Origin of the sequence: Microcystis aeruginosa NIES-4325 (genome assembly GCF_008974145.1) — a bacterium.
Lineage (GTDB): Bacteria > Cyanobacteriota > Cyanobacteriia > Cyanobacteriales > Microcystaceae > Microcystis > Microcystis aeruginosa_G.
The window spans coordinates 33305-46399 of record NZ_BJKP01000010.1 but is presented as its reverse complement, the minus strand read 5'-3'; the positions used below and the strand labels follow the sequence as shown (position 1 = coordinate 46399).

General features: G+C 43.8%; 18 protein-coding genes and 1 pseudogene. 4 read left to right on the top strand and 15 right to left on the bottom strand.

What is annotated here, in order from left to right; genetic code table 11:
- Positions 1-66: 66 nt before the first annotated feature.
- Positions 67-501, top strand: a complete 435-nt coding sequence (locus tag MiAbW_RS07540; protein WP_151695592.1) for a YidH family protein — start codon at positions 67-69, stop codon at positions 499-501.
- A 10-nt stretch (positions 502-511) separates the two neighbouring features.
- Here MiAbW_RS07540 and MiAbW_RS07535 read toward each other — a convergent pair whose 3' ends face one another.
- Positions 512-1309 carry a sulfite exporter TauE/SafE family protein gene (locus MiAbW_RS07535; protein ID WP_151695591.1) on the bottom strand — a complete coding sequence of 266 codons (798 nt, stop codon included), beginning with the start codon at positions 1307-1309 and terminating at the stop codon, positions 512-514.
- A 274-nt stretch (positions 1310-1583) separates the two neighbouring features.
- Here MiAbW_RS07535 and MiAbW_RS07530 point away from each other — a divergent pair.
- Positions 1584-2587, top strand: a pseudogene (locus tag MiAbW_RS07530) (sulfate/molybdate ABC transporter ATP-binding protein).
- Positions 2588-2602: 15 nt separating this feature from the next.
- Here MiAbW_RS07530 and MiAbW_RS07525 read toward each other — a convergent pair.
- The 3 genes from MiAbW_RS07525 to MiAbW_RS07515 are packed head-to-tail and all read right to left on the bottom strand — an operon-like array spanning position 2603 to position 3941.
- Positions 2603-2989 (bottom strand): type II toxin-antitoxin system VapC family toxin, encoded by a 387-nt coding sequence (locus tag MiAbW_RS07525; protein WP_147073090.1) that lies wholly within the window; start codon positions 2987-2989, stop codon positions 2603-2605.
- 24 nt (positions 2990-3013) lie between these two features.
- Complete coding sequence (locus tag MiAbW_RS07520) at positions 3014-3343, bottom strand: hypothetical protein (protein WP_151695590.1); 330 nt, start codon at positions 3341-3343, stop codon at positions 3014-3016.
- Positions 3344-3398: 55 nt separating this feature from the next.
- Complete coding sequence (locus MiAbW_RS07515) at positions 3399-3941, bottom strand: pentapeptide repeat-containing protein (protein ID WP_151695589.1); 543 nt, start codon at positions 3939-3941, stop codon at positions 3399-3401.
- A 374-nt stretch (positions 3942-4315) separates the two neighbouring features.
- Here MiAbW_RS07515 and MiAbW_RS07510 point away from each other — a divergent pair, with 374 nt between their 5' ends.
- Both MiAbW_RS07510 and MiAbW_RS07505 read left to right on the top strand, forming a co-directional pair.
- Positions 4316-5011: a TerC family protein gene (locus MiAbW_RS07510; RefSeq protein ID WP_151695588.1), complete on the top strand. Its 696-nt coding sequence runs from the start codon at positions 4316-4318 to the stop codon at positions 5009-5011.
- A gap of 138 nt (positions 5012-5149) precedes the next feature.
- Complete coding sequence (locus MiAbW_RS07505; protein WP_238707214.1) at positions 5150-5395, top strand: hypothetical protein; 246 nt, start codon at positions 5150-5152, stop codon at positions 5393-5395.
- A gap of 70 nt (positions 5396-5465) precedes the next feature.
- Here the strand turns inward: MiAbW_RS07505 and MiAbW_RS07495 are convergent, their stop codons facing one another.
- From MiAbW_RS07495 to MiAbW_RS07450, 11 genes are all read right to left on the bottom strand, one after another.
- Positions 5466-5864, bottom strand: coding sequence for a YidH family protein (locus MiAbW_RS07495; RefSeq protein WP_151695586.1), 399 nt, complete (start codon positions 5862-5864; stop codon positions 5466-5468).
- Positions 5865-5935: 71 nt separating this feature from the next.
- Positions 5936-6742 (bottom strand): prohibitin family protein, encoded by an 807-nt coding sequence (locus MiAbW_RS07490; RefSeq protein WP_151695585.1) that lies wholly within the window; start codon positions 6740-6742, stop codon positions 5936-5938.
- A 6-nt stretch (positions 6743-6748) separates the two neighbouring features.
- Entirely contained in the window at positions 6749-7387 is a 639-nt protein-coding gene (locus tag MiAbW_RS07485) for a cadmium resistance transporter (RefSeq protein ID WP_151695584.1), read from the bottom strand.
- Positions 7388-7417: 30 nt separating this feature from the next.
- Positions 7418-7993, bottom strand: a complete 576-nt coding sequence (locus MiAbW_RS07480; RefSeq protein ID WP_151695583.1) for a Crp/Fnr family transcriptional regulator — start codon at positions 7991-7993, stop codon at positions 7418-7420.
- Positions 7994-8150: 157 nt separating this feature from the next.
- The gene (locus tag MiAbW_RS07475; protein ID WP_151695582.1) at positions 8151-8825 is read right to left on the bottom strand and encodes a hypothetical protein; all 675 of its coding nucleotides are present in this window, start codon (positions 8823-8825) and stop codon (positions 8151-8153) included.
- 216 nt (positions 8826-9041) lie between these two features.
- Positions 9042-9578: an MgtC/SapB family protein gene (locus MiAbW_RS07470; RefSeq protein WP_151695581.1), complete on the bottom strand. Its 537-nt coding sequence runs from the start codon at positions 9576-9578 to the stop codon at positions 9042-9044.
- 33 nt (positions 9579-9611) lie between these two features.
- Positions 9612-9665, bottom strand: coding sequence for a hypothetical protein (locus MiAbW_RS20655; protein WP_265795845.1), 54 nt, complete (start codon positions 9663-9665; stop codon positions 9612-9614).
- Complete coding sequence (locus MiAbW_RS20430) at positions 9655-9786, bottom strand: hypothetical protein (protein WP_274596522.1); 132 nt, start codon at positions 9784-9786, stop codon at positions 9655-9657. The genes MiAbW_RS20655 and MiAbW_RS20430 overlap by 11 nt, the downstream gene beginning before the upstream one ends.
- Before the next feature lie 15 nt (positions 9787-9801).
- Positions 9802-10749: a cysteine synthase A gene (gene cysK / locus MiAbW_RS07460; RefSeq protein WP_151695580.1), complete on the bottom strand. Its 948-nt coding sequence runs from the start codon at positions 10747-10749 to the stop codon at positions 9802-9804.
- A gap of 315 nt (positions 10750-11064) precedes the next feature.
- Positions 11065-11733 carry a phosphatase PAP2 family protein gene (locus MiAbW_RS07455; protein ID WP_151695653.1) on the bottom strand — a complete coding sequence of 223 codons (669 nt, stop codon included), beginning with the start codon at positions 11731-11733 and terminating at the stop codon, positions 11065-11067.
- 92 nt (positions 11734-11825) lie between these two features.
- Positions 11826-13031, bottom strand: coding sequence for a pentapeptide repeat-containing protein (locus tag MiAbW_RS07450; RefSeq protein WP_151695579.1), 1206 nt, complete (start codon positions 13029-13031; stop codon positions 11826-11828).
- Positions 13032-13095 lie beyond the last annotated feature (64 nt).

Genomic DNA, 13095 nt, shown 5'->3' with positions numbered 1-13095 from the left:
ACTGCCATACAATAACATTATCTTCTCAAGCGATCGATTTAAAACTGAACCTTAGTCATCCCGATCATGTTATTTTTTCTCAAATCGCAAGTGACCGAAACCAAGACTAGCAGTCAACCGAAAAAAGTCAACCCAAATCGAGTCCGAGATCATCTGGCCAATGAACGCACCTATCTGTCTTGGATGCGAACAGCGATCGCATTAATGGGTTTTGGTATGGTTATTCTGCGCTTACGGGCCTTTCATCCTCCCCTGGTTCCTCGTCCCGGTTACGGTTGGAAATTAGGCTTAATGTTTGCTTTGGTGGGTTTATTGACCGTATTTTTGACCACAGCCCATTATTTTACAGTCAGACGAGATATAGATGAAGATACCTACGAACCAGCCGATCGATGGGTGCTACTATTTAGTTTAGCGATCGTTATTCTCGGTGCGGGAATTATCTATTTTGTCGCCACCAGTCCCGATCTGTTGATGGGTAGTATGATGACCTTCGAGTGAACTTTGGAGATTAGGTGGGTTGAAGTAAGCGCCAACTGACCGTGACTAGAACCGTATAAAGCAGTATTTTTAGGGCATTTTTGGGGAAATATTCCGATAATCTTGCTCCCACTACTACCCCCGGTATTCCACCCAACCAGATGGGAAGTACCAGATTCCAATCGACTGTTCCTAATCCCAGATGACCGATGGAAGTACAGGTTAAGAGGATGGACGCTTGCGATAGATCTGTACCAACTAATTTGCGAGAATCAAGGTGAAAAAAGGTCATCAAGACCAATGCAAATAAGGAACCACTGGAAATACTGGTTAAACCGACCAAATAGCCTAAAACTGCCCCTAATACCGTTGTTTTTATCTGACCAGAGCGAGTGGTTAAATCTAATTTTGGCCAGGACCAAGGGGACAAATCGGGAAAAAATAAGGAGATTAGTAGTTCCAGGGCCGCTAGGACAGTCACGATCATCAAGACAAGACCGATGATATGAGGCAACCATTGATCGAGATTGAGGGAGCTATTCTGCTGAAAATAGCGAAAACCGACTAATCCTAACAGAGAACTGGGTACACTGCCAATTACTAGCCATTTTACCACCTCTAACTCGATCGTTTGCTGTTGCCAGTGACGAACGGTGCCGACCACTTTCATCAACCCGGCCGCTACCACATCGGAACCCACTGCGGTGGTAGCGGGAACCTGAAATACAAAGATCAATAGGGGTGTAATCAAGGATGAACCGCCAATTCCCGTTAATCCCACGATAATTCCGATAAAAAAGCTAAATATTGTCAATAAAGAATAGTCCATTTTTGCCTCAGTTGTCTCTCTTCTCCGCTGCGTTTCTGGTGGTTAGGGGACAAAATTAGTGAATTAAGCATTTAAAAGCGTAAAAAACAGTAACAGTAAGCTTTTATCGCTGTTTAATCTTTTTAGTCTCTGTTTATAACCAGTAATCTCCCGAATCAAAACTTAATTTTTTTGCTATCCTGTAAAATGTAATTGTATTTTAATACGATTAAGATTAAATCATAGTTAAAATACGGTCAAACCCTATACATTTTTTGCCAGAGGATTAGCCACCGTGAGTATCATCATCGAGCAAGTATCGAAACAATTCGGCGCCTTTACTGCTTTAGACAACATCAACCTAGAGATCAAATCGAATCGTCTGGTGGCACTGCTGGGGCCGTCCGGTTCGGGAAAAACCACTCTCCTGAGAGCGATCGCAGGATTAGAACCCCCCGACACAGGCAAAATTATCATCAACGGCAAAGACACAACCCATTTAAATGTCAGAAAAAGGAAGATTGGCTTTGTTTTTCAGCATTATGCGCTTTTTAAACACCTGACGGTGCGTCAGAATATCGCTTTCGGTTTAAAGATTCGCAAAGCTGCCCCCGACTACATTCAAAAACGAGTGGACAGTCTCTTGAGTTTAATTCAATTGCAGGGATTGGGCGATCGCTATCCAGCCCAACTATCCGGGGGTCAACGTCAACGGGTTGCCCTAGCCCGGGCCTTAGCGGTGGAACCGGAAGTATTATTATTAGATGAGCCTTTTGGGGCCCTGGATGCCAAAGTTAGAAAAGAGCTACGAGTTTGGTTGCGACAGTTACACGAGGAAGTCCATGTCACCAGTGTTTTTGTCACCCACGACCAAGAGGAAGCCATGGAAGTGGCCGACGAGATCGTAATTTTCAATGAGGGTAAAATCGAACAGGTGGGAACTCCCGATCAGGTGTACGATCATCCTGCCTCCCCTTTTGTGATGAGTTTTATCGGCCGGGTGAATGTTTTGCCACCGACCTCGGCTGCACTATTCGGGCAGCTTGGGGGGGTAGTAACGGAGTCAAGATTTTTATTCGTCCCCACGATCTAGAAATTCTCTCTTCTCCCAATGGGTCTAGCATTGAGGCAAAAGTCGAGCGCATTATCCATCTGGGTTGGGCGATCGATGTGGAATTAATTCTACCGGATCGCTCTCTCCTGATTGCCCATCTTAATCGAGAACAACTGGCTCAATTGCATCTCAAAGTCGGGGAGCAAGTTTATGTTCGTCCTCGGGATGCTCGCGTTTTTGCTTAAAAGTCACCCTTATTGTTAGCACCTGACGGTCGCAGGATGAACGGCGATTATTTCCGGGTAACGGCTAAAATCGTCAACATTAAAGGTCAGAATATGTGTAAGGTCATGAACGCACATGGCTGCTACTAGCTTCGCATCATGTACCTGCACACCCTTGACTGAATAGGTGAAGACTAAGCGTTCCCATTCGGGATAAATAGCGGGCAGATCGTCAATAATGGGAAAAAGTGACTTTAGGCGATCGATTTCAGCCTTGGCTGCGGCCACTGTGCGTCCTAAACCATTTCTATTAATTGGACGGGTGTAAACGTTCCAAAACTCGATTAAATTCTGTGGTGCGATATAGAGTTTTTCTCCTTGTCCCAATAATAGACTTGTCGCACCCACAGCATCGCCATACATGGTGTGATCAGGTTCCGCACAAAGTCACAGGCACTCATCGTCAAAGATACTATCGCGACTTACGGCATAGTCGGATAAAAGTGCGCTGCCTCGATCGTGACTACTTGCCCAATCCCGAAAAGCTTGCGCTCGTTCCGTCGGTGTTGCCGTCTCGTAAAAAGGTGTTTTTGGCTCTATCAGTTGTTTTAGCATTGTATCCAAGAGAATTTCTACCTTTTCTGGTGATTGGTGACTAATTATTGCCAAAATCTCCGCAATTGCCTTTAAATCTTGCTGATGGGCTTTTTTAAAGTCTAGCAGCATTTCCGATCCCTCCCCATCTAGCGATCGCTGAGAAAAAGGAGTAATTTCCATAGATATTGCTCTCCTTGAAAACCGCTAAAACTTGATTCTGCCATAAAAACTTTTTTTAGAATAGATTGGGATCGACACCGATCGCGCCTTCACCGTCGGCATCTTGTAGGTTAGCACCGTCTAACCGAGCATTAGTGAGATTGGCTTTCTCTAAGTCAGCTTTTTGCAGATTGGCGTTGGTTAAGTTTGCCCCTTGCAGGTTGGCTTTTTCTAAATCTGCACCTAAGAGATTGGCCCCGCTTAAATCGGCCCCCGCTAGGAGAGTTTTGCCGAGGTCGGCTCCCCGTAGGTCAGTCCCTTTCAGGTTAGCACCCTGTAGGTTGGTTCTTTCTAGATCCGTTTGGCTGAGGTTTGCTCCTTCTAGATTGGCCGAGGACAAGTTTAAATCTTTGAGGCTAATTCCGTTAAAGTCACAACCGACACAGGCGTTGGTTGCCTGTAGTTTTTGCCGATTATCCCCGGCGGCCGCTGGCTCGACTAGAGTAATTTTTGCCGGTGCGCCGTCAGTGGTGGTAACGGCCCTAGCGATGGCAGGGTGGAAGCAAGAAAAAACTGTCAGTAGCAATAGACAGAAGGCTGTCAGTAGCGTCGGTTTCATCGTTTTTGATCTCCTTGAGTGATCTTTTTCAGTCTCTGTTTTCACTCTAGGCAATGGCTTTAATAAAAACAAATATTCTTTGTTTTCAAATCCATAAATTTGCTTTATGGAAAGCTGGGAAACTTCCTCGCCCTTTCATCACTTTTATTTATTAAAACGACAATTAAGAATATTTGCTTTTATGCTTGTCCCGTACCTAAGATGATACTGTCTGGTCAAAATCCTAGTCAAGGAGAGTGTTGTCAGCAATCTCACCCTCGATCGCAAGCTCAAGAACTTGACCTTGGATTGATACTGACAAAAAAATAGTCAAGAATCCTAGCAGGAAATACCAAGACGCATCTACAACGTGATAGGAGTAAAAATATAATTATATGTCCGTTCAAATTCTCGATATAGCTGAAAATCTCTCTCTAACCACTTGCGGCACTATTCTCACCCTGGCAGTCTTAGAAACTATTCTATCGGCCGATAATGCCGTCGCCCTGGCCGCTTTGGTGCGAGAACTTCCCGACCCCAGACAACAACGCCAGGCCTTAAACTGGGGATTAGTCGGGGCATTTGTGTTAAGAGTTGCCCTGTTAGTCAGTGCCAGTTGGACAGTTAAATTTTGGCAGGTGGAGGTACTGGGTGCTATTTATCTGCTCTGGTTAGCGGGTAAGCATTTTTGCCAGAAATTTTTAGATATAGACATAGAAGACCAAAATTTTGCCCCTAATCTCGCCATAGAATCTTTTGGCCGTGTTATTGTTCTGATTGCTTTTACGGATCTGGCTTTTTCCCTCGATAGTGTGACAACAGCGATCGCCCTAGCCGATCGATTCTGGATTCTCCTGACTGGTGGTATTTTGGGAATGTTAGCCCTACGATTTTTGACCGGTTTATTTGTCAGGTGGTTAGCTGAGTTTGTTTACCTACAAGATGCGGCCTATCTGACGGTTTTAGCGGTAGGGGGAAGATTGTTGTTAAAAGCTTGTCAACCAACCTATTTACCGCCAGAGTGGATGGTATTAATGATGGTGGCGGCCTCCTTAAGTTGGGGCTTTTCTAAGCGTGTTGTGGTGGAATAGGTCTGGCAGCAAGGGATTTCCTCAATTTTTTAGGGGCGTGTCAACCGTTATACTCCGGGAGGATGGGCGACTGTGACATAATTTGGGACTAGGTACGGTAAGAGTCGCTAGTGAACCCCGTTAGCCTTGGAGACTTCCTTGCTAGACACCATTTCCACCCTATCCCCAAAACTAACAGCGATCGAAACCACGGGAAATCCTCTCCCGAAAGTTGCCACTTGTTCCTCCACCTGTCGTTACTGTCGGTTTTATAGGTTTCAGGGGAGAGGAAATGGCTATTGTCAACGCTTGGGAGTCCCTGTCCACAGTCATTGGCGCGCCTGTCCTTTGATTTGTCCACCTTTCGCCCCTTCCTGGGAAAGGTCGGAAAATGGGCAATTTTAAGTAGTTATCTGGATTTTACCACCTGTATCGAGCAATTTTTCCCCATCCCGCTCCCTGCGAGGGTGGGGTTTTAATCGAAACCGATGCTTTCCACTCTACCGCTATCGGGACTGGTGGCGACAAAATAGAGAATTCCTGACCCTAGACAAGCGATCGCTATACTAAAACAAATAATCCAGACTTGAGCGGGTTTGTAGCTATTATTATCGATCGCTCGCCGGATGAGAAAATATCGGCGCGTGGCGATGACAACGGTTAATAATCCCACCATAGCGAAGACAAAACCCAACAACCAACCTAATCCTAGGGATGCAGAAGATGCTGTTCGTAAACGCAAAATGACCAGACCAAAACCCATCAAAGCGATGGAAGCGCGCATCCAAGACAGATAGGTGCGTTCGTTGGCCGAATGATCTCGCCAGTAATCGGGGTTAAATTTCTGCTTTGTCTTTCGGGATTTACACAGCATAGAGGAGTTCCTCGCAGTGAACTTCAATAAAATCAAGTATTCTTTCTTCTGGTTTTAATAAATTGTTTTTATCATCTAGTTTTTCGCTTATCTTTAACCAATTCAAGGGACTTAAGCAGATTATCATCCATAAATAGGGGAAGTTTACCGTCCCATCTTTCGATCGCTTTGTTCTGTAAAACTTCTGGACTTAAGGAATCTTGGAGAATGCGATGAGCTGCCGCCTCTCCCTTAGCCAGATTGATTTTTACTTCCGATTCTTTCAAGGCTTTCAGCACCATAAAACCGGCTTTTTTGGCCTCCTGTTCGGCAATTTGTTTGGCTTCCACCGCATCGGTAAAGCGATCGGAAAAGTTGACATGAACCAAAGAAATATCATCGACACCGATATGATAATTTTTCAGTCTTTCGGTTAAACGAATATCCACTTCTCCTTTCACCTCCTCCCGTTTAGTAATTAATTCTTCGGCGGTATATTTAGCCATAACTGCCTTAAGAATTTCCTCCACTGCTGGATCGATGACTCGTTCGATGACAGCCGCTTCATCGCCAATTTGTTGAAAAATATTATTAACTTCTGATGCTAAAATATGCCAGTTCAGGGCCACATCCGTAAATACTTCCTGTAGATCTTTGGAGGAAGCTTCGGCCGCTATCTGTTGTTTTTGGATTCTCACACTTAGTTTTTTTACCGTGTTAACAACCGGAATAATCCCGTGAATACCCTCATTAAGTATGTGATCTTGCACCTGTCCAAAAACCATTAAAACCCCTCTTTCTCCCGCATTGACAATCACGAAAGGATTAAAAATAATCGCCACAATTAATAACAAAAAAAAGATATTACTTGGTCTAGCTAAAAGGCGATTTTTAGGCATTCTTGGTTAATACATTAAAAATAAACGATAGGATTTGCTGTCAATTAAGATATAAATCCCTAGAATAATATAGATAAAAGGACTAATTTTATGTCCGTAGTTTGTAACCACTTTAGCTATCCTGGGATGGGTAATCAAAAAATAGGCTAGGATGCACCAAATACCCATCATGAGATAAAAAACTATCATGATAATTAAGACGTGCATCGGGGAATTATTGGCAAAAAGAGAGGTATAGATACCAATATTATCACCACCATTAGCCACGGTCACGGCAGCAACGTAATAGGTTTGGGAGGGAAAACGAGGAATAAAGGAGCGATTTTTAGAACAATTAACATCTGCTCTTACTTCTTGAATATAATCCTCATTTTCCCTTGATAAAAGTTGTTTAACGCCGATAATTAGAGGAATAAATCCTAATAGACCAATCCATTCTTTAGAAACCAGTAACCCAAATAGTAAACCGAGGGAACTAGCTAGGAGAATCAGGGTAAAACCGAGGTATTGACCAACAATCAGGTGTCGAGGTCGAAAATTAGCATTAAGTCGCGAGAAAAACAACATTAGCACCATCAGATCATCAAGATTTGTGGCTACAAAACTCGTCACGCTAGTAATTAAAAGGGCTACTAACCAATTCATAGATTGAAAAAAGAGATAATCCTTCCCATTCTAAATCTCGTAGTGCCAGATGTCCTCCTCTCGTAAAAGAAGACGATGGACGGGGAGACGTTCCACGGCCCCTTGTTGTTCAAGATGATTAAGTGCGCGGGTAATTGTGACTCTAGTGGTCCCTAATAAGTCAGCGATATCCTGATGAGTTAGACGCACATCAATTAATTGTCCGGTACCGGTTTGTTTACCAAATTGATTGCCTAACCATGACAGTAATTTCACAACCATAACATCAGTACGTTTGTAGCTACGAATAATACTTAGTTCTTGTGCTTGCTGAAGATGAGACAGCAGAATTTCTGCCATTTGATAACTCTCAACTGTGGAAAAGGAAACTGCTTGCACTGGAGTGATGCACTCAACTTGATAGGGATTGACTCTCTCTAGGGTTTTGCCAACAAAATTGCCAGGTCCCCACAATCCCAAGACGATTAGGGTTCCATCTTCTAACCAGGTGGAGGTTTTCACTACTCCACTCTCGATTTTCCAGAAATTAGGGTTTCTAAGGGGCAAAATTGCCCGATTATCAAAGTGCCAGCGATGGGGGGTTGGTGGTTGATAGGTAAGCGTCATGATTGGTAATTAATTGTGATGAGGTACTTAGCTAGTCAAAAGCACAATGTCCTCGAAAAAGAGGCTTTTTAGACGAGTTAAGGTTTTTTTGATAATTTTGGGGTAAAAACGATAATTACCCCAAAAAAGACTGATTTTATGCCCTTACAAGCCCTATTTATTTCGGGGTGTTAGTCTTCTCCAGTTCCGTGGTGGCCGAGGAGATCAGTTCTTGCCAAGCTCGATCGCTTTCCTGTAGAGTCTGTTTAACCGCATCGATGGTTTTTTCTACGCGAGTTTTCAGGAAAGGGGAAGCATTGTCTTTGAGTTGTTCGGTGTCGTCGGCTAAGATATCGATCGTCTCGGAGGTATTAACAAGGCTATTTTCTAGGGTAATAAGGTTGTTTTGCAGGGTTTCACTGAGTTTAGCCCCGGATTTGGTCAATTTTTTCGTCAATTTACTCACTTTTTCCCCTAGATCGTCAATATTATCCGCTAAGTCCTCTAGGTTGTCCTGTTGAGCTTCGATAATCTTCTTGTCGAGAGAAGGAGCGGCCAGTTGAGCATTTAGGTCATCGATAGCCGATTTTGCAGCTTGGATGGCTTTTTCATAGGCAATTTGGGCATCTTCCAGAATTTTTGGGCTAGAAACCTCATTTTTTTTCTTGACTGGTTCCACCACAGTGCCACCCGTTGCTGTTGCACGGTCGATGACGGCCAACGGTTCGGGGAGTAGGGGCAAGGCGATCGCATTTCCCCTTCCCCCGAGGAGCAAAGTGACAGTTAAGAGGAAAATCAGCAGCGGGAAAACTTGATTTTTGAGGCTCTGAAAGCTCTTATTTCGGTTGATCATACTTGGATTTTCTCCTGTTTAGAAAAATTAGTTACTCTCTCTAAATGCTATCACATAAAATATTTTTATTTTGTTTATATACAGAAAATTTCATAAAAAATTCATTATATTTTTGTTTAATAAATTGCGAATAAAAAGATAAGTCTTTTGAGCCAAAAGTCATTATTTAAAAGCTTTTGCTCTCTTAATAACAATTAATTTTTATTACTTCTTTCATTAATGAGGTGCTGAATTATCCGATGAGTCTATTTCTTGATTGATCCGAGATATTTTCTTACGACCCTTAATATATTTGGCTAAAGGTTGTTTTTTCTTCAGTCGTTTAATGCCACTTAAAGTGCAGAGAGTGAAAAAAGTTCCCACGAGAACCATCTGCCATAAACCGCAGCCAGAAGCCGCGCCTAATCCTGCCGCTAACCAGATAGTCGCCGCCGAAGTCAAACCTTTCACTTGTACCTTATTTAGTTCCCGATGGGATTGTTGTAGGATGATTCCCGCCCCTAAAAAACCGACACCAGAAGCGACCCCTTGAATAGTACGACTGAGAGCATTAGAAGACGCATAACCCACATCTCCCTCCGCTTGTAGGGGAATCATGACAAACATGGCAGCCCCGAGACTAACGATGATAAAAGTTCTCAATCCAGCAGGACGACCGCCTCGCTGTCGGTTATAACCAATCAGACAGCCGACGGCCATAGCCATACTCAGCCGAAAAATAATCGTTTGCCAATCTTCCGAGTCAAAAAACATTGCTTAACCTAACAAATGAGATGAAAACTTCGCCTAACCAATCAAAGCCTTTTCCAGATCCCGCTTTAAATCGTTCCTATTCTCGATCCCAATCGATAATCGTAGTAAAGCCGGTGTTATAGCTTCCGAGATAAATGGGAACCGTTACCGCCCCATGGCTAGAGTCTGGTTCTTGCCCCCCATGAATTGCCCTCGTTGCAAATTCCATCAATTTATTGTCCTATTAGTCGATATCTTCGAGGTCTTTAAACAGGGCCGTGCTGAGGTAACGTTCCCCAAAACTGGGCTGAATCATGACGATTAATTTATCTTCGTTTTCGGGTCTTTTGCCCACCTGAATCGCCGCCCATAAAGCAGCCCCGGCCGAAATGCCCGATAGTAGTCCCTCCTGACGAGCTAACCGTCGCGCGTAGGCGAAAGCCTCTGTATCATCGACGATAATCACCTCATCGATTAATTCCGGTCGGAAAATGGCTGGGATAAAACCGGCGCCGATGCCTTGGATTTTGTGCGGACCGGGGGGTCCCCCCGATAACACGGGACTATTAGAGGGTTCAACTGCGATCGCTTGAAATTGGGGACGACGGGGTTTAATGGTTTCGGCAATACCGGTAATGGTTCCCCCGGTTCCCACGCCACCGATAACGATATCTACCAGACCATCGGTATCGGCCCAGATTTCCTCGCCGGTGGTTTCTCGGTGAATTTTCGGGTTGGCCGGGTTGCGGAACTGTTGCAAACTATAGGCGTTGGGGATGTTTTCGACTATTTCCTCGGCTCTGGCGATCGCTCCTTTCATGCCCTGGCTACCCGGGGTTAATTCTAATTGCGCTCCGTAGGCTTTTAACATTGCCCGTCGTTCTAAACTCATGGTTTCGGGCATAGTCAGCACTAGGCGATAGCCTTTGGCAGCGGCTACCATGGCCAGGGCGATGCCGGTATTGCCGGAAGTGGGTTCCACCAGAATTGTTTTATCGGGGTGAATTAGTCCGGCGGCTTCCGCGTCCTCCACCATACTGACCCCGATGCGATCCTTAACCGAGGCGGCGGGGTTCATACTTTCTAGTTTGACGACGATGCGGGCTTTTACTCCCTCTGCTACTGGGATTCGATTCAGTTGGACTAGGGGAGTCCGTCCTACCAATTGGGTGATGTCTCTTGCGATCGGCATAATCCCACTTGCTTTATACTTGTTGGCTATTTTTAATTATATATGTATTTAAATTGTTTTACAATACTTTTTGGGTCGGAGTACACTGCGAAATGCTGGTGTTGGCACCTCTGATCACAACGTCGGCGGGGATTATCCCTGTCGATTTTTTTGCGCTACGCAAAAAAACCATCTTGGGCAAGATGGTTAAACACAACGAGTATAAACCGAGAAACTTGACTTCAGACCGCTTTTTCTGGCCCGGTGGCGACGGGCAGATCCGTGGTACTGTAAATTTAGGTATAACGTGATATTTTTTTTGCAGCAAGTCGTCAACTAATTATTAATTTCCTCTTGGGTGTCGATCGCCTTGGGTGTCTCTAATAACTGTTGCCACCAGAGATGAACTAGGATAGACCAAGCGATCGCTAAAAGCCAAGCGGCAAGGATATCACTAGGAAAGTGAACCCCTAAATAAAGACGAGTCCAAGCAATAACTAAGAGGAAGGGAATCCCCAGTAAAACTACCCCGAAAAACCAGCGCGTTCTCCAAGATAGGATCAGTAAAGAAATGACTAACAGGGAACTAAATAAAGCATGACCGCTAGGGAAGGCAAAATCATCGGGTAAGGGATAAAATAACTGCCAAAATTGCGGGCGATTCCGATGAAAAAGAATTTTTAGGTTATAACTAATGGCCCAACCTCCCGCCATAGTTACAAGCAGATAAGCGAACCCATACCAGTATTTTTTGAGGGCAAAAATCAGCAGTGAAATTGTTAGTATCGGAGCCACTCCCCAATAAGTGCCTAATCCCGTTAGTTTTATGGCCAAAAAGTTTAGGTTTAAATTAGTAGTTTGATGAATAGATAGCATTAGGGATTTTTCCCAAGCAAATCCTTGGGGATGCCAGTCAATAGCGATCGCTAAATCCGTAAAAGTTAGGGATGTTAACAAGATGGCTAAGAAAAATAAGCTATTGTTTAAGTAGGTTTTGGGAATCACGGGGAAAAAGTGGCGACAAGGATAACGGGGGCATTCATCCGACATTTTAGGTAAAGAATCAGTAAGATTAGGGAAATCTCTGGTCAAAATTCCTAGGTTCCGTTAATATACAATTTTCGCTGCTCTAGTGCCAATTGCTGGAATTCCCCTGCCGCAAATTTGCCCTGGCAAGGACGGCGCTCTCGCTCGGACTCAACCAAATAGATATAATCACAATCAACCCCTTCTAAATTGGTATTTTCGGCAATTTTCCAAGCTTCGATACAAGCACCCGTCAGGGTGGCTCCCTGTAAATTGGCTCTCATCACGTTAGTATGGGCTAAATTCGCCCCTTCTAGATTAGCCTGGGCTAAATTTGCCTCGCTGAAATTTGCTCTGGTGAGGTTGGCATTTTTGAGGTTAACTCTGCAAAGATTTAGTCCACGAAAATTATAGCCAATATAAGTTTTATTTTCCCCTTGACCGGTAACGAGAAGATTTCGGGTAGCAGTATCGGCCAGAATTGTCTTTTCCCAGCGCGCTCGCTCGATACCCGATACCAGATAAAATCGAGTTCTAGTGAAATCTTTTGCCCTTAAATCAGTGGCTTTTAACTGCGCTGCCGTGAAATCAGCTTCTTTGAGATTTGCCCCCCCAAAATTTGTGCCTTTACTGACTAAAAAAGCAATGGCCAGGGATTTTGTGATCGTTTCTCTCGATTCTTCTAGGGATAACCAGGCCATATAAGCGGTGAAACAAGTTCCAAAAATACCAACAATTAAAGCTATAGGCAAAGTTAAGTTAACTACAGCTACTGATGCTTGATCAACTAAGATAATTACTGTTAATAAACTTAAAGTTAAGCTGATTAAAATTGCTAGAATAAAACTGATTGTTTGACCAGAAATTAAGGATAAGACTAAGGGCAATCCCCCAACTCGCTGACGATAAAATATTCCGTAAATTAGTGATAAAATCGTGATGATCAAGGCAGCAATGATTTTAAATTCCATTACATCTGTCACCAGCATTAAAGCTAGATAATAACCAGCTAATCCCCAGAAAAAACCGCAGATAGCCGCTATTAACCAAGAAATTAAGATTAATTGTAGATGGCCGCGTTTTTGTAATCCTGCTTTGGCCTGTGTAAATTTAGTTCCCTCTAAAATGGCCCCTTGAAAATTAGTGCCATGGATATCCGCTTCACTAAAATTAGCCCCCGATAAATCCTTTCTGCGAAAACACTGTCCTTTTAAGTTGACTCCTGTAAAATTGCGTTTGCCCTTGGCATATAAATCTAGTATCTCACTTGCTCTCATAGAAATTACGGAGATGTGTTTTTGGGGTTGAGTGATTAATGTAACTCATAATCCATACACAATT